This window comes from Agrobacterium sp. 16-2014-1-2a, assembly GCF_053522705.1.
Map to the genome: position 1 here is coordinate 671,695 of NZ_JBNWBX010000001.1, position 15,663 is coordinate 687,357.

Annotated in this window: 13 protein-coding genes and 1 tRNA gene; 2 read left to right on the forward strand and 12 right to left on the reverse strand. The window is 58.7% G+C overall.

Going from position 1 to position 15,663, the window contains the following annotated elements; translation table 11 throughout:
* Positions 1-38: 38 nt before the first annotated feature.
* The 3 genes from ACQZ45_RS03430 to ilvA all read right to left on the reverse strand — a co-directional run bounded on the left by ACQZ45_RS03430 (position 39) and on the right by ilvA (position 3,080).
* Complete coding sequence (locus ACQZ45_RS03430; protein WP_035251754.1) at positions 39-1,304, reverse strand: GGDEF domain-containing protein; 1,266 nt, start codon at positions 1,302-1,304, stop codon at positions 39-41.
* A 117-nt stretch (positions 1,305-1,421) separates the two neighbouring features.
* Positions 1,422-1,730 (reverse strand): HlyU family transcriptional regulator, encoded by a 309-nt coding sequence (locus ACQZ45_RS03435; protein WP_003512543.1) that lies wholly within the window; start codon positions 1,728-1,730, stop codon positions 1,422-1,424.
* Positions 1,731-1,805: 75 nt separating this feature from the next.
* Positions 1,806-3,080 (reverse strand): threonine ammonia-lyase, encoded by a 1,275-nt coding sequence (gene ilvA / locus ACQZ45_RS03440; RefSeq protein WP_029658759.1) that lies wholly within the window; start codon positions 3,078-3,080, stop codon positions 1,806-1,808.
* A gap of 79 nt (positions 3,081-3,159) precedes the next feature.
* Here ilvA and ACQZ45_RS03445 point away from each other — a divergent pair, with 79 nt between their 5' ends.
* Complete coding sequence (locus tag ACQZ45_RS03445) at positions 3,160-4,617, forward strand: TrkH family potassium uptake protein (RefSeq protein WP_003512541.1); 1,458 nt, start codon at positions 3,160-3,162, stop codon at positions 4,615-4,617.
* A gap of 107 nt (positions 4,618-4,724) precedes the next feature.
* Positions 4,725-4,979 (forward strand): heavy-metal-associated domain-containing protein, encoded by a 255-nt coding sequence (locus ACQZ45_RS03450; protein ID WP_003496638.1) that lies wholly within the window; start codon positions 4,725-4,727, stop codon positions 4,977-4,979.
* A 391-nt stretch (positions 4,980-5,370) separates the two neighbouring features.
* Here the strand turns inward: ACQZ45_RS03450 and ACQZ45_RS03455 are convergent, their stop codons facing one another.
* The 9 genes from ACQZ45_RS03455 to ACQZ45_RS03495 form a co-directional block, all read right to left on the reverse strand.
* On the reverse strand, positions 5,371-6,864 hold the full coding sequence (locus ACQZ45_RS03455; protein WP_003512540.1) for an ABC transporter substrate-binding protein: 1,494 nt from the start codon (positions 6,862-6,864) through the stop codon (positions 5,371-5,373).
* A 239-nt stretch (positions 6,865-7,103) separates the two neighbouring features.
* Positions 7,104-8,114 carry an ABC transporter ATP-binding protein gene (locus tag ACQZ45_RS03460; protein ID WP_113291469.1) on the reverse strand — a complete coding sequence of 337 codons (1,011 nt, stop codon included), beginning with the start codon at positions 8,112-8,114 and terminating at the stop codon, positions 7,104-7,106.
* Positions 8,115-8,126: 12 nt separating this feature from the next.
* Positions 8,127-9,191 (reverse strand): ABC transporter ATP-binding protein, encoded by a 1,065-nt coding sequence (locus ACQZ45_RS03465; RefSeq protein WP_113291468.1) that lies wholly within the window; start codon positions 9,189-9,191, stop codon positions 8,127-8,129.
* 141 nt (positions 9,192-9,332) lie between these two features.
* On the reverse strand, positions 9,333-10,238 hold the full coding sequence (locus ACQZ45_RS03470; RefSeq protein ID WP_065658047.1) for an ABC transporter permease: 906 nt from the start codon (positions 10,236-10,238) through the stop codon (positions 9,333-9,335).
* Positions 10,228-11,172, reverse strand: a complete 945-nt coding sequence (locus ACQZ45_RS03475; protein WP_113291467.1) for an ABC transporter permease — start codon at positions 11,170-11,172, stop codon at positions 10,228-10,230. Before ACQZ45_RS03475 ends, ACQZ45_RS03470 begins: the two co-directional genes overlap by 11 nt.
* Positions 11,173-11,244: 72 nt before the next feature.
* Entirely contained in the window at positions 11,245-11,733 is a 489-nt protein-coding gene (gene cueR, locus ACQZ45_RS03480; protein ID WP_013635893.1) for a Cu(I)-responsive transcriptional regulator, read from the reverse strand.
* Between the two features lie 11 nt (positions 11,734-11,744).
* The gene (locus ACQZ45_RS03485) at positions 11,745-12,767 is read right to left on the reverse strand and encodes a 2Fe-2S iron-sulfur cluster-binding protein (RefSeq protein ID WP_113291466.1); all 1,023 of its coding nucleotides are present in this window, start codon (positions 12,765-12,767) and stop codon (positions 11,745-11,747) included.
* A 12-nt stretch (positions 12,768-12,779) separates the two neighbouring features.
* Positions 12,780-15,284: a heavy metal translocating P-type ATPase gene (locus tag ACQZ45_RS03490; RefSeq protein WP_162736173.1), complete on the reverse strand. Its 2,505-nt coding sequence runs from the start codon at positions 15,282-15,284 to the stop codon at positions 12,780-12,782.
* 247 nt (positions 15,285-15,531) lie between these two features.
* Positions 15,532-15,617: transfer RNA gene (locus tag ACQZ45_RS03495), tRNA-Leu, on the reverse strand.
* Positions 15,618-15,663 lie beyond the last annotated feature (46 nt).

Genomic DNA, 15,663 nt, shown 5'->3' on the forward strand with positions numbered 1-15,663 from the left:
CCGTTTGACACGTGGTGATGCCGGCTCGATTGCCGGTATCAGCCGACCCACATTCCGTAACGGCCGTGCACCTGATCGCGGCCGTTATTTTTTGCCGCATAGAGCCGCGCATCGGCTTCCGATAGCAGCGCGCGGAAAAGCTGCCCGTCCTCGAAAGCCGTGGCGACGCCGATGCTGACAGTCAGCGGCGAACCGTCTGGCCGTTGCAGATCCTTCAATATCGCCGTCCGCAGACCTGCTGAAAAGGCAAGTGCCCCCTCATGGGTCATCGTCGGCAACAGGGCCACGAACTCCTCGCCGCCGAACCGGTAGAGATGGCCGTGCGGTTGCACGATGCGTTTCAGAACGGCGGCGAATTCCCGCAACATCTCATCGCCCTGCAAATGCCCAAAGGTATCGTTGACGGTCTTGAAGTGATCGATATCGACGATCAGCACGCTGACGGGACGTTTCTTTTCCAGACATTCCACGACGACGGACGGCGCATCGAGTTCCATGCGGGCGCGGTCAGACACACCGGTCAGCATGTCGCGGCCAGACCGGGACAAAAGCTCCTCGTAGCGTTCCCTGAAGGTGAGGTCGTTGAAGACATCGGCAACGCTGCGGCGCGTCAGGAAGCGGCCTTTCGCCGCCGTCAACTTCAGATAAATGGCAAAGAGCAGAGCATAGATGGCAACGGCCACCATCTTCGCTTTCCAGCCATCGTAAAAGACATCGACCGGCGCGTTCAGCATATATCGCAACGCCGCGTAAAAGCCTGCCTGATCCAGGCTCAAAATCACCACGCCACAGATTGCAAAGCGCAGGACAATATGGCGCTGCAAATAGCGTCCCAGCTTTTCGTAAAACAGGATGATGGCGATGGCGTCGATATAAAGCAGGCTGGTTCCCCAGACCATCAGCACGCCCATCTCATCCAGAAATCCGGTATCTACCGACTGTCCGGGGACAATTGCCACCGTCGGATGGAAGCGGATGATCTGCACCATGATGATGGTGAGTATATTGCCGAGAAACAGGCCGTAGATCGGCTGGCGGACGACTGCCGCATCCTCGCGCATATAGAGCATGAGGATCATCATCAGTTTGCCGGCAAAAAGGATCGAGGAGCCGGGTGATACCACGCCAAATGGCAGCTCGACGTAAAAGACCGCCGCCAGGTAGGTTTCCAGGAAATGCATGACGCCCAGCGCGGTGAGAAAAACACCGATGCCGAGAATATGCCGGTAATGAAGGAATGCCGTCATTACCGAAAAATAGACGATGGCTTCCGCCACGAAGAGGGCCAGATTTGCCCATTGCATCGGCATACGCCCTATCGATCCACATCGCGCCGGTTCATCGGCGCGACTTCATGCCCTCTGAAGACGATAGGCCGAAGCAACCAACGGAATCTTAATGTCCAGCAGAAGAAACCGCCATCATTTTCCTGGGAAAAGCGATGCACCGTTCTGGTCGATGATCAGCTTTGCCTTACGGATGGTGAACTCAACCGCATCGTCCATGCTGGTGAAGACATCGGCGCGCACGAATTCATGCACGAACGTTTCCTCGCCGTCCTTTTTCTCGATGCGGCCCGCCAAACGGAACTGGCCGCCTTCCTTCAGCGGCGTCGCATAGATCAGATAGTCTCCATGCACATGCGGTTCCGACTGCGCTGCCTTCTGCGGCGCATCCGCGGACTGGCCGGAGCCGAAGGCCGAAAGGATTTTGGAAAAAAACGATGCCATGGCTTTCACTCCCTTAATCTGTCTCGCATTTCGAAGGGCGGATATGCTCCGCCCTTCCCGTCGCTCTTATCCCGATCAGATGATCAGGTTCGACAGGATCTCGTTTTCGGTAATATCCTCATAGCCGAGGCCCGCAGCCTCGAAACGTTCAAGAAGCCCTGCGAAGTTTTCCTGAGCGTTGGTTTCGATGCCGATCAGGATCGAACCGAAATTGCGGGCCGATTTCTTCAGATACTCGAAACGGGCGATATCGTCGTCCGGGCCAAGCAGATTGAGGAAATCGCGCAGCGCGCCGGGGCGCTGCGGCAGGCGCAGAATGAAGTATTTCTTCACGCCGGTGTAACGCATGGCGCGTTCCTTGACGTCAGGCAGGCGCTCGAAATCGAAATTGCCGCCGGAGACGACGACGATAACCGTCTTGCCTTCCAGTTTCTCGCGGCCGAGCTTCTCCAGCGCGGCAATGGACAGCGCACCCGCTGGCTCCAGCACCACGCCTTCGAGGTTCAGCATCTCGATGATGGTCACGCAGATGGCGTTTTCGGGGATGAGCAAAACCTGCTCGGCCGGAAAATCCTTCAGCGCCTGGAAGTTGAGATCGCCGATGCGGGCAACGGCGGCGCCGTCGACGAAATTGTCGACCTTGGGGAGCGTTACCGCTTCGCCGCGCTCGAGGCTCCTTTTCAGGCTCGGCGCGCCTTCCGGCTCGCAGAACACGAAGTTGCCCTTTTCAACGGTGCCCGCCAGAAAGCCGGTAAGGCCTGCCGAAAGCCCGCCGCCGCCAACCGGCATGACAACCATATCCGGTTTGGTGCCTTCGGGAAGCTGGTCCATGATTTCGGCAGCAACCGTCGCCTGGCCTTCGATGATATCCTGATGGTCGAAGGGCGGCACCATGTAGGCGTCATTGTCTTCGACGTATTTGCGCGCGGCGGCGTAACATTGGTCGAAAATATCGCCCACCAGACGGATGCTGATGAATTCACCACCGAAGATACGGGTCTTGTCGATCTTCTGCTGCGGCGTGGTCACCGGCATGAAAACAACACCGTGAACGCCGAAATGGCGGCAGGCGAAAGCAAAGCCCTGCGCATGGTTGCCGGCCGAAGCACAGACGAAAACCTTGTCCTTGCCAGCCTTCGCAACAGCCTTGCGGAGAAAGTTGAATGCGCCTCTAATCTTGTAGGAACGAACCGGAGACAGATCCTCACGCTTCAGCCAAATCGACGCGCCATACCGACGGCTGAGATGTTCATTCAACTGCAACGGCGTTTCCGGGAATATCTCCCGCACTTCCCGCCGCGCTGCCTCCACAAGCTGCTTGTCCACGATTGTCAATCCATTGAAATTCATAATGGCACCCGCTATGCCATAGGAAGGCGTCAGAGACAAAGACTCATTTCACGCTGCCACGAACCCTGGGTTTCATTTCTTGAACAGCAATCTTCTGCGCTCGGTCATATATGTGGCGTCCATCTTCGGGCTCTATCTCGCGACGGCCATGTTCCTGCCCGCGCTGACGGACCTTTATTACGGCAATGACGACTGGACGGTGTTTGCGCTTTCAGGCTTCATGTGCGGCGGCTTTGCACTTGCCTGTGCGCTGGCCACGCGCGCACCGATCGCGTCCTTCAACAAACGTTTCGGCTTCCTGCTCGTCAACGTGCTCTGGCTTGTATTTTCCATTGTCGGAGCGGTTCCGCTCTATCTGTCCGAGCTTGACCTGACGCCCGGTCAGGCCCTTTTCGAATCGGTCTCGGCCATCACGACGACGGGATCGACCGCGATATCCGGCCTCGATAATGCGCCGCAGGGCATTCTTCTGTGGCGGTCGTTGCTCTGTTGGCTCGGCGGCATCGGTATTGTCGCGCTTGGCCTCTTCATCCTGCCGCTCTTGCGCGTTGGCGGCATGACCTTCTTCCGCATGGAATCATCCGACACCGGCAATGACCGGCCCTTCGCGCGGCTGGCAAGCTTCACCCGCGCTTTCGTGGCGATCTACATCATCATGACCATCGCCTGCACGGTGGCTTTCGATTTTGCCGGCATGTCGCATTTCGATGCCCTCAACCATGCCATGTCGACGGTTGCGACCGGCGGTTTTTCCACCCACGACGCCTCGTTTGCCTATTTCAACAACACGGCGCTGCTTTGGATTGCCACCATCTTCCTGATCTTCGGCAGCCTGCCCTTCTCGGTGATGATCCTGCTTGCGGTGCGCCGCAGGCTGGAGACGCTGCGCGACCCGCAGATAGCCGTCTTCCTTGGCTATCTCTGCGCGATTTCCATCGCTGTCGGCGTTTATCACCACCTTAGAAACGGCGTGCCGCTGGATACTGCGCTCAGCCACTCCTTCTTCAACATGACATCAATCCTCTCGACCGGTGGCTTTGCGAGCGACGACTACACGCTGTGGGGTCCGTTCGTTGTCGTCGTTGCATTTTTCGCAACCTTCATGGGCGGCTGCTCCGGCTCGACGGCGGGTGGTATCAAGGCCTATCGTTTTCTGATCATGTTCAATGTCGTTCGGGCGGGCCTCAAAAAGCTGATCTATCCGAACGCGGTTTATTCGGTCCGTTACGGGCAGCAGGTGGTCGATCCCGACACGATCCGGACGATCTTCCTTTTCGTCAGCTGTTTCATCGCGCTCTGGATCGCCGGCAGCCTTGCCATGAGCCTGATGGGTTACGATTTCCTGACTGCGACCTCGGGCGTTGCGACCGCACTTGCCAATGTCGGCCCTGGCATCGGCCCGATCATCGGGCCTGTCGGCAATTTCTCCACGATCAGTGATCCGGCGCTCTATCTCCTGTCTGTCCTGATGCTGCTTGGACGTCTTGAAATCCTCACCGTTCTCGTGCTGCTGATGCCGATTTTCTGGCGCAACTAAAATGCCGGTGCGCTTATTTTGGCTGCCTTAATAAAGCGCTTGACCTTCCCACGTTGGAATAGTCCAGGCTCCTGCTGTTACGAGTTCCAACCCAAGGAGAACCGCCTATGTGCACCGCCCACCAGCATCACCCCGAAACCGCTGCCGCACCTGTTGATGCCGACCTTTCTTTCCACGTTGAAGACATGACCTGCGGTCACTGCGCCGGTGTGATCAAGGGCGCAATCGAAAAGACCGTCCCCGGCGCCGCCGTTCATGCTGATCCGGCAAGCCGCACGGTTGTGGTTGGCGGCGTCTCCGACGCGGCACGTATTGCTGAAATCATCACCGCTGCAGGCTATACGCCAGAAGCGCGCGCCTGATTTGACGAGATGCCGGCGGCGGCCTTCATCCCTGCCGCCGGATCGACCTGCCTGCCCCCGCTTCACGCCGAGCTTGCGTGACAGCCGCTGGACGATACCAACGTTCGTCCTTCTCCATACCTCCCGCGGCAAGTGACTCTCCCTTTCGACCGGGGATGACAGTGGAGGTTTTCCCGGTTCCTGAAATTCATATTTTCAACGGCTGACAAGGTCTGAAAACCTGTCCTTCATCATGCTCGGGCCTGTCCGGGCATCTGATACCTATTGATTTTACGATAGGTGGAAAGATCCTCAGGACGAGGATGACGTTGAGTGTGGGCGATGGCCTGTCAACAGGCAAAACCCGGCTCTTTCGAGCCGGGCCATATCTCGTCAGCAATGTCACATTGGCCTATTTCACTGCCAGATCCTTGGTCATGATAAAGTAGTTGATCGGATGCGGCTTGAAGTTTTCGACCTTGTCCGAATAGGCATCGAAAGCGGTCTCATGGACGAGGTAGACGGTGACGGCTTCGTCGTAAATCCGCTTCGCCGCCTCGGCATAGATGGCGTAACGTTTTGCCGGCTCAGCCGCCATATAGGCAGATTTGATCAGCTTGTCCGTCTCCTCACTGCAATAATGCGAGATGTTGTAGCCGCCTCCGCAGGTATAGTCGGCGTTGAGGAACCCGATCGGTTCTGCAACATCGGTGGCATAACCGCGTGACAGAAGGACCATGTCGAAATTGCCGGACAGGAGATCGGGCTCGATCGCAGTGTAATCAGCAACGCGAACATCGACCTTGATGCCGATTTCCTGCAATTGGGCCTGAATAACGGCGGCAACATCCTTGAGTTCGGTTCTTTCAGTATAGGCCAGAAGTGTCAGCTTGAGGCTGCCGGGGGCAATGCCCGCCTCTTTCAGCAGAGCCTTTGCCTTCTCTACGTCATAAGCGGGCGTGACGTTTTGCGGCACCCACGGCTCTCCCGGTGCGAAGGGCATCGTTGCGGGCTTTACCATGCCTTCATAGATGCTGTCGGCAATACCGGCGGTGTCGATGGCGGCCCGGATCGCCTGCCGAACCTTGATGTCCTTGAACGGCGGCTTCGAATTATTGAGCAGCATTTCCGTAATCCGGGGCACGGTAATTGGCGCAACCTTGACACCCTTCGTGGCTACAATGGTCTTTACCGCCCAAGGTGGAATCACGCGCGAAATCTGCACTTCACCGCTTCTTATCTGGGTGGCGCGGGTATCGGCATCCGGAATAAAGTTCACACGGCCGCCCGAGAGCTTCGGCATACCGTTCCAATAGTCATGGTTCGCCGTCAGTTCCATATATTGGCTGGCATCGACCTTGGTGATCTTGAACGGTCCGGTGCAGGTTCCGATCGGATCGACCTTGCCGTCCTTATAGGCGGATGGCGCGAGGATCGAAGTCGCCGGGCTTGCCATTTGCGCCGGCAGCAGCACCGATGGCTCGATGGTCGTGATCTTCACGATATCGTCGCCACCAACCTCGACGGCAGCGACCAGCTTAGGCGAAAAGGCCCGGGCCGGAACGGGCGCTTTCAGAAGATTGGTGAGCGCATTGACCGCGGCTTTTGCATTAAGCGGCTCGCCGTTCTGGAACTTCACGCCCTTGCGCAACTTGAACTCCCAAACCTTCGGTGAGGTTTGTGTCCAGGATTCGGCCAAGCCCGGCTCCAGTGCGGTGTCATAGCCGACGCGGACCATGCTTTCGAAACACCCTGCGCGCGAACCGAGATAGGCATCGTCGGAAGCCATCTGCCAGCCGGTCTTGACGCCGGTATAATCGTCATAGGTGATCGTTCCGGCCGTTGCCGCTTGCGTTCCAAAAGAGACCACAATGGCGCTTGTCGCCAAAAGTACGTGCTTTATCATTGAATATTCCCCTTTTATTTTTGATGACAATGCTCAAAATTCAGTCGTCTCACGAGATTTAAGATCTTCATAAAATAGATCTCGAAAGACATAAGAATATCCTTCGGACGCTCCACGAGCATCCGCCTGAATATAATTCATTTTATGTTTTTATACTCGGAATTTAATTCCGATATTAATTCACAAACGCACAATTCATCTGTTTTTACAGAACCAGAAGACTGTAACTGCGCTGCTCCTCAGCCCCATTCGCGCCAGTGATGGCAACGAGCGAAATGCTCCCCGGCAACGTCTTCCAGAACCGGTTCCTGTTCGCTGCAAATCTGCGTCGCATATTTGCAGCGGGTGTGAAACTTGCAGCCACTTGGAGGATTGAGCGGGCTTGGCAGATCACCATCCAGAAGCATTTCCGGCGCATATAATCCGGTTTCATCAAGCATCGACGAGGCAATAAGAGCCTTCGTATAGGGATGCTTAGGCGCCCGGAAAAGCTCATCCCGGTCGGCGATTTCAATGATCCGCCCGAGATACATCACCGCGATACGGTCGCAGAGATAACGCACCACGCGCAGGTCATGGGAAATCATCAGCACCGTCAAACCATGACGACGCTTCATGTCCATCAGCAGGTTCAGGATCTGCGTGCGCATGGAGGCGTCGAGCGCCGATGTCGGTTCGTCGCACACAAGGAAACTTGGATTGAGAAGAAGCGCGCGTCCTATGACCACGCGTTGCAACTGCCCGCCGGAGCACTGGCTCGGATAACGGTCATAATAGGAGGCATCGAGGCCGACCTCCTCCAGCATCTTGAACACGCGCGCGATGCGTTCTTCGCGCGTACCGATGCCGTGCTGGGCAAGCGGCGCTTCCATGCTTTGCCCTATGCGCATGCGCGGGTCGAGCGCGGAATAGGGATCCTGGAACACCAGTTGCACGACACGGCGCATGCGCCGCAGCGTCTCGCCCTGCATGTGCAGAATATCGTGGTCTCCGATGCTGACCTCGCCTTTCGTCGCGTTGGTCAACCGCGTTATCAGCCCGGCGACAGTGCTTTTGCCGCAGCCGGATTCGCCAACGAGACCAAGAACCTCGCCCTCGCCGATCGTGAGGGAAACATCGTCCACGGATTTGACCACGCGATTGCCGAAACCCGATATCGGATAATATTTGCACAGGTTGTTTGCGACCACATAGGGCTTGATCTTGCCATCCTCCTGAGGCTGGTTCGGTGTTTTGACTGTCGATAGCATCGCAACCCTCCTTCAGCAGACTGTGTGACTGGCATGGCTGCCGGCATGGTCGTCGTCGACCGCCCAGCACCGCGCCTTGCGACCTTCCGGCAAGGCATTCAGATCCGGCTCCGTTGCCATGCAACGGCCGCCCATGCCGGCCGACTGGGCAAGCGCGCAGCGGGGATGGAAACGGCAACCGCAGGACATGTCATGGGCCTGCGAGCTGGAGCCGGGGATCGTCAGCAGCTGCCCCTCGCTGTCGGTCGTCAGAAGCGAGCAGCTGATGAGCGCCTTGGTATAGGGATGTTGCGGCGCCTTGAGGATTGCCTGCGTCGGCCCTTCCTCGACAATGCGACCAGCATACATCACCGCAATCCGGTCCGCGAAAGCGGCAACGACCGAGAGGTCATGGGTGATGAGCAGCGTGGCGAGCCGCCGCTTCCGACGCTCATCGTCGAGCAGGCGCAATATTTGTGCCTGGACGGTGACATCGAGTGCCGTCGTCGGTTCATCGGCGATCAGCAGTTGCGGATTGCCGGAGAGTGCCGCAGCAATCATGACGCGCTGCGCCATGCCGCCGGAGAGTTCATGTGCGAAGCATTGCGCCCGCGCCGACGGATCGGGAATTCCAACATCCGAGAGCATGCCGACAACCCGGCCCAGTGCCGCATGCCGACTCATCTTGCGGTGGACCCACAGTGGCTCGGCGACCTGCGTCCTCACCCGGCTGGTCGGATCGAGCATTGCCTGCGGTTGCTGAAAAAGCATTCCGATATCGGCGCCGCGCAACGCATCAAGCTCGGAGGGCGAGAGAGCGAGAATGTCGCGCCCGGCAAAAGAAATGCGGCCGGAGTTGATTTCCGCGCCGTGCGGCAACAGCCGCATCAGCGACAGAGCCGTCATGCTCTTGCCGGATCCGGATTCGCCGACCAGTGCAACGACCTCTCCGGCATCGACGGAGAGCGTCAGACCGGAGATAACAAACTTGCGGCCCTTTCCAGACGGCACCGAAACGTGCAAATCCTCGATTTCCAGAAGCGGTGTCCGCTCCGGGGCGATGGCCGTATTGGCATGCGTGTGTCCTTCGATATTCATAAGAGTTCCCCTTATTATTATTGCATCGGAGGCATGGGCGTATTTTCAAGCGGCTTCAGACGATAATACCCTCCTTAGGGCTATCGTGCCCTGTGTATGTTTGATCTGCGCGGGCGCCGGTCATTGCTCTAACCGCAGGCGTCAATGGCCGTTCGGTTTCCTGGTATCCATGTTCAGGCCGTGGCCGATCCATGTCACGCTCAACGCCGACAGGAAAATCGCCAGACCCGGTGCGATCACGAGAATGGGCATACGTTCCGCATAGGCCTGCGCATCGGCCAACATCAGCGCCCAGTCTGCGGCAGGCGGCTGCACGCCGAGGCCGAGAAACGACAGTCCGCCCACCGTGATCAGCTTGTGGCCGAAGCGCAGGAAGGCAACGGCTGCGATCGGCCAGATCGTGTTGGGAATGACATGCCGGAAAATAATGAAGCGGCGTGTGCATCCAAGCACCTCGGCGGCGCGCATATATTCTCGGGAATTGATCGAAAGCGTCAGCCCGCGTGCCAGTCGTGCAAAAGGTGTCCAGCCGACGATCGTCAGCGACGCGATCAACGTTCCATATCCCGGGCCGAAGATGGCGACGAGGAAAATGGCGATCACCACGTCAGGGATGGCGATGAGCAGATCCACCACCCGCATCAGGACTTCATCGAGAACGCCGCGGCTGCGACCGCTGATGATGCCGATGAATGTTCCGATGGCGACCGACAGAATGACGGTGATGGCGGCAATCGTGACCGTGAAGCGTCCGCCGATCAGCAGCCGGCTCAAGACATCACGCCCGAGATGGTCAGTGCCCAGCCAGTAGGCAGCGCTTGGCGCATTCAACCGCAGGCGAAGGCTTTGCTGCGCGGGATTATAGGGCGAAATCCACGGCGCGATGACGAGCAGCAGGATGATGACGAGAAAAATCGCCGAACCCGCGTAGAACGTCCAGTGCCGCCGGCGGATGAAATCCGTGAACCGGAAAAGTGTCGACGGGCGCTTGGGCAAGGTCATTGGCATGGCGGCTACCGGCGCGCTCGGGAAGTGACTAATGGTCATGTTGACCTCGCATTGCTGGATTGATCAGGACATAGAGGCCATCGGCCAGGGTATTGATCATGATGGAAAGGGCGACGATGCAGATGAAACCGCCCTGCAGCATGGGGATGTCCCGATTGACCACGGCGTCGTAAAGAAGCCGGCCCATTCCGGGGATGGCGAATATCACCTCCACGACCACCGATCCGCCAAGCAGGCCCGCAAGCCACAGGGCAAAGAAGGTGACGATCGGAAGCGAACCGTTGCGAATGCCGTGGCGCATGACCGTGCCATGCATGCCGAGACCGCGGCTGCGGGCCGCCGTGATGTAAGGCGCGCGCAGAACCTCAGCCATGGCGGCGCGCGTCACCTGCGTGAAATAGGCCAGTGGGCGCAGCGTCAACGTCAAAGCGGGAAGCACCAGCGAGCGCCAGCTATCCCAGCCCGCGGACGGCAACCAGCCGAGATAAAGCGCAAAGACGAGCGCCGACATCGGCGCAAACCAGTATTCCGGCGTGGCAACGAAGGTCTGGATCATCAGCGTTGCGAAATTGTCCAGCCGGCCACCCGGGCGCATCGCCGCCAACGTGCCGAGCGGCAGGGCGACGGCGACCGCAATCGCCAGCGCCGTCAGTGCCAATGTCACGGACACGCCGAGAGAGCGCAAAAGCTCACCCGCCACGGGCTGGCTGCTGGTGAAGGAAAAGCCCAGATCACCGCCCAGCGCCCCCGACAGCCATGCGAAATATTGGACGTAAAGCGGCCGGTCGAGCCCGAGGCTTAACCGAAGGGCCTCGACTGCATGCGGATCGAGCGCCGTATCGCGCATGCGCGAAAACAGAATGGTGCGAGCAGGATCGCCACCGGCCATGTAGGGCAAAAGAAACGCGATGACGGAGACGATCATCAGCATAAGGCACAGAATAAGGAAGCGTTGTATTATCTGTATCCACATTGCCTGTTCTCCTTCGCCGAAAATGGCCATTGCACTGCAATTGATGATCGGTCCCCGCCGGGGAAATGCGGTTTATTTCATGAGGCGCGGCAAATCCGTCACCACACCGGACGTGCCTTTCAGCATGCCGGAACGCTTGGGTAGGATCGCCACCGGCGTAAAATCGGGATCTTCAGATTGGGCAAGATCCTGAATGATCGGGCAATCCGGCTCACCATTGTCAGGGCAATAGGTCGCGATATTTCGCAGCGTGTCGGCCATCTCCCGAAGAGCATGCATCTTGGCCTCGAGATCTACGACATGTTCCATGACGATGCGCTTGACGTCGCAGGATGCACCGCCGGGATCGCGCCACAGGGTCATGAGCTGCCTGATCTTTTCGATCGAGAAACCGAGGTCGCGGCCGCGGCGGATGAAACGCAGCGTCTCCAGATCGTTGGTCGTATAGACCCGATAACCGGATTCCGTGCGGTTTGCGGATTTGATCAGCCCGATCGTCTCGTAGTGGCGGATCATCTTTGCGGAAACACCGGATGCGGTGGCGGCTGTACCAATGTTCATCGATCCTGCTCCTATCTTTCCGGGGTGAAAAACACGTCTGCATGAATGTCGGCGGTGCGGATGCCCCTTGCCAGGAGCTGCGGCACCGTTGCCTCGATCATCGCCGGCGGTCCGGCCAGATAGGCTTTCCAGCCATCGAGATCGTCGAAGTCGTCCGCCACGGCGGAACCGACATAACCGCGCCGCATCTGCGCATGGTCTTCATTCGAGAGAACCGGAACGAAGCTCAGATTGCCGTGGCTTACGGCAAGTTCTTCGAAACGGTCGACCATATAGAGGTCACGCTCAGCGCGGGCGCCGAAATAGACATGGATCGGGCGTTGCCGGCCCGTGGTCCGATCAGTGGCAAGCGCTGCCTCTACCACCGCCTTCACCGGCGCCAGCCCCGAACCGCCGGCAATGCCGAGGATCGGTCCGCAATGCTTTTCCCGCAAATACGAAGCCCCGAAGGGACCGACCAGCACGACAGGGTCACCCGCCTTGGCGTTCGCGAAAATATGGCCACTCGTGACGCCGCCGGGGACATGCCGGATATGGAATTCGATCAGGTCCTCATCGATGCGGCTGGCAATGGAATAGTCACGCGGCGAACAGTCCGGATAAAGCAGGCGCACATATTGGCCGGCCTTGAAGGTAAACAGTTCGCGATCGTCGAGCCTGATGCGAATGAGCTTGATATCATGCGTCGCATCCACCGCTTCCGCGATGACGCCATCAAAGCGGCCGGCCGGAATATCGGCAAACTCATCCTCACCGTCGAGCCAGCCGATCGTCACGTCGCTCAACGGCACGGCGCGGCAGGCGAGTGTCAGTCCTTCCGCCTTTTCCTCTTCAGTCAACGAAAAGGGCGTATGCTTGAGAAGGTCGATCTCGCCCGAGACGAGGTGCGATTTGCACGCCCCGCACCGGCCCATGCGACAGCCGTGCGGATAGGAAATTCCGGCGGCAAGGGCGGCCTGAAGGACGGTCTCGCCCTGCGCTGCCACAATGCTGCGTCCGATACGTGGCAAATAGACTGTGTTTCCAGGCGTCATCACATCCGCCCCCTATTCTGCCGCTGCGAGTTGCATGCCGGACGATCTGTCCAGCAGCGGCGGGCGGAAGCTTTTGAGACGCAGCGCGTTGGTCAAGACAAACACGCTGGAAAGCGCCATGGCTCCGGCAGCAAGAACAGGCGACAGCAGGACACCGTTGGCAGGATACAATATTCCGGCCGCCACGGGAACGAGTGCGGCATTATAGGCAAAGGCCCAGAACAGGTTCTGGCGGATGTTGCGGATCGTCGCCTTGGACAACGCAATGGCATTCGCGACACCGCGCAAATCGCCAGACATCAACACCACATCGGCGCTTTCTATGGCGACATCCGTACCCGTGCCGATTGCGAGACCGACATCGGCCGCCGCAAGGGCCGGCGCATCGTTGATGCCATCACCGACGAAGGCCACCCGCCGGCCATCGGCCGCAAGTCTTTTAACGGCCTCGACCTTGCCGTCAGGCAGTACTTCCGCCACCACTTCGTCGATACCAAGACGGCGGGCAATGGCTTCGGCCGTGCGGCGGTTATCGCCTGTTATCATCGTGACCTTGAGACCAAGCGCATGCAGCGCTGCTATCGCCTCCGGGGTCGTCGGCTTGATCGGATCGGCAACAGCGATAATGGCGGCCAGCCGGCCATCGACAGCGGCATAAAGCGGCGACTGCCCTTCCCTGCCGAGCCGGTCGGCATCGTTGGCGAACTTCGCAATGTCGTAACCGAGCTTCACCATGAAGCGGTCGGCGCCCGCCTCGACCTTGCGGCCGTCAACCGTTGCCGCAACGCCGAAACCGGGGGTCGCCTCAAAGCCGGCCGCGTCGGCAAGCGTCAGGCCACCATGTTTTGCCGCCTCGACGATCGCTTCGGCTATGGGATGTTCGGAACGGCTTTCAAGCGAGGCGACAAGGCGCAACACCTCATCCTGATCGAAGCCTTCTGTCGTGGTGAAATGCACCAGTGTCGGCTTGCCGAGCGTCAGCGTGCCGGTCTTGTCGACGGCGATGACATCGGCGTCACGCAAAGTCTGGAGAGCATCGCCGCGCCGGAACAGCACGCCCATTTCGGCTGCACGGCCGGTTCCGACCATGATCGAGGTCGGGGTGGCAAGGCCCATGGCGCAGGGGCAAGCGATGATGAGGACAGCGACGGCGTTAACCAGCGCAAAGGTCAAGGCCGGGTCCGGTCCGAGAATGAACCAGACGATGAAGGTGACGAGTGCAGCGAGCATGACTGCAGGCACGAACCAGTTGGTCACCTTGTCCACCAGCGCCTGTATCGGCAGTTTGTCGGCCTGCGCTTCCTCGACCATGCGGATGATCTGCGCGATCAGCGTGTCGGCACCGACCTTCGTGGCGCGGAACGTGAAGGAGCCGTTTCTGTTGACCGTACCGCCCACGACTTCGGACCCAGCCGTCTTGGTCACCGGCACCGGTTCGCCTGTGATCATCGATTCGTCGACATAGGAAGAACCATCAAGCACCAGACCATCGACTGGCACTTTCTCGCCGGGACGGACGACGATGACATCGCCAGTCGCAACATCCTGAAGTGGCACATCGATGGTTTCACCATTGCGCATCACACGGGCCGACTTGGCCTGCAGGCCGACGAGCCGCTTTATCGCCTCGCTGGTGCGGCCCTTGGCGCGCGCCTCGAGGAAACGGCCGAGCAGGATAAGCGTGACGATCACCGCTGCGGCCTCATAATAGACATTGGCCGTGCCTCTCGGCAGGATCTCGGGCACGAAAGTGGCGACGACCGAGAACCCCCAGGCGGCGGAAGTGCCCAGCACCACCAGCGAATTCATATCCGGCGCCAGCCGCAGAAGTGCGGGGATGCCTTTTTTGAAGAACCGCAGGCCCGGCCCGAAGAGGACAAGCGTGGTCAGCGCGAATTGCAGATACCAGCTTTCCCGCATGCCGACGGTTTCCATCACGAAATCATGGATGGCGGGCACCAGATGCGAGCCCATCTCCAGAATGAAGACCGGCAGCGTCAGGGCAACAGCGGTGGCCAGGCTGATTTTCAAACCGCGCAATTCGGCTTCGCGCCGGTCCGGCTCGTCACCCTTGGCCTTGTCGGCGACGATCTCGTTTGCCTTGTAACCGGCTTGGCTGATTGCTTCGGCCAGCCTGGCGGCAGAGACGGCATTGCCGGCGACACGCACGGTGGCGCGCTCCGTTGCGAGATTGACACTCGCGTCGGAGACACCGGAAACGGCCTTCAGCGCCTTTTCGACACGGCCGACGCAGGACGCGCAAGTCATGCCTTCGATATCGAGTTCGATGGTTTTCTCGTCGACGCTATAGCCTGCATTTCGCACGGCATCGACAACGGCCGAAACGTTGGGCGCTCCTGAAAAAGCAATATCGGCGCGCTCCGTCGCAAGATTGACCGAAGCCTTGACGACCCCCGGCACCTTGGCAATAGCCTTCTCGACACGACCGACGCAGGAGGCACATGTCATTCCCTCGATGGCTATCGAATGGTTCGCCTGTATCTGGATTTGTGACATGCGCATGACCTCTTTTTCTCTTTACAAAAAAAAGATAGGGCTTCCCATCGTGGCAAGGTCAATAGGCTCTTTTGGATGATTTTCACGGAGAAATGCCGCGAGCGTGAACAAGCCCATTTTTTAGGCTGACTCATGCATCATGATGCAATCGATTGCCCGGATATCGACTATCCCGGCGCAGAATCCATCCTGAATGCCCGCATGTCGCAGGAAAACGGCAGAGAAATCTTTTAATTGGAGATGGAAATGGTGCGGACGGCGGGACTTGAACCCGCAAGACCAATGGTCGGCAGATTTTAAGTCTGCTGCGTCTACCGATTTCGCCACGTCCGCATTGTCGCACCGCGTGCCAACAGGCCCCGGCGCTACAAAATTGCCT

Coding starts and splice junctions, on each gene's coding strand:
- ACQZ45_RS03430 (WP_035251754.1), bottom strand. CDS start 1,304: ATGCAATGGGCAAATCTGGCCCTCTTCGTGGCGGAAGCCATCGTCTAT.
- ACQZ45_RS03435 (WP_003512543.1), bottom strand. CDS start 1,730: ATGGCATCGTTTTTTTCCAAAATCCTTTCGGCCTTCGGCTCCGGCCAG.
- ilvA (WP_029658759.1), bottom strand. CDS start 3,080: ATGAATTTCAATGGATTGACAATCGTGGACAAGCAGCTTGTGGAGGCA.
- ACQZ45_RS03450 (WP_003496638.1), top strand. CDS start 4,725: ATGTGCACCGCCCACCAGCATCACCCCGAAACCGCTGCCGCACCTGTT.
- ACQZ45_RS03455 (WP_003512540.1), bottom strand. CDS start 6,864: ATGATAAAGCACGTACTTTTGGCGACAAGCGCCATTGTGGTCTCTTTT.
- ACQZ45_RS03460 (WP_113291469.1), bottom strand. CDS start 8,114: ATGCTATCGACAGTCAAAACACCGAACCAGCCTCAGGAGGATGGCAAG.
- ACQZ45_RS03465 (WP_113291468.1), bottom strand. CDS start 9,191: ATGAATATCGAAGGACACACGCATGCCAATACGGCCATCGCCCCGGAG.
- ACQZ45_RS03470 (WP_065658047.1), bottom strand. CDS start 10,238: ATGACCATTAGTCACTTCCCGAGCGCGCCGGTAGCCGCCATGCCAATG.
- ACQZ45_RS03475 (WP_113291467.1), bottom strand. CDS start 11,172: ATGTGGATACAGATAATACAACGCTTCCTTATTCTGTGCCTTATGCTG.
- cueR (WP_013635893.1), bottom strand. CDS start 11,733: ATGAACATTGGTACAGCCGCCACCGCATCCGGTGTTTCCGCAAAGATG.
- ACQZ45_RS03485 (WP_113291466.1), bottom strand. CDS start 12,767: ATGACGCCTGGAAACACAGTCTATTTGCCACGTATCGGACGCAGCATT.
- ACQZ45_RS03490 (WP_162736173.1), bottom strand. CDS start 15,284: ATGTCACAAATCCAGATACAGGCGAACCATTCGATAGCCATCGAGGGA.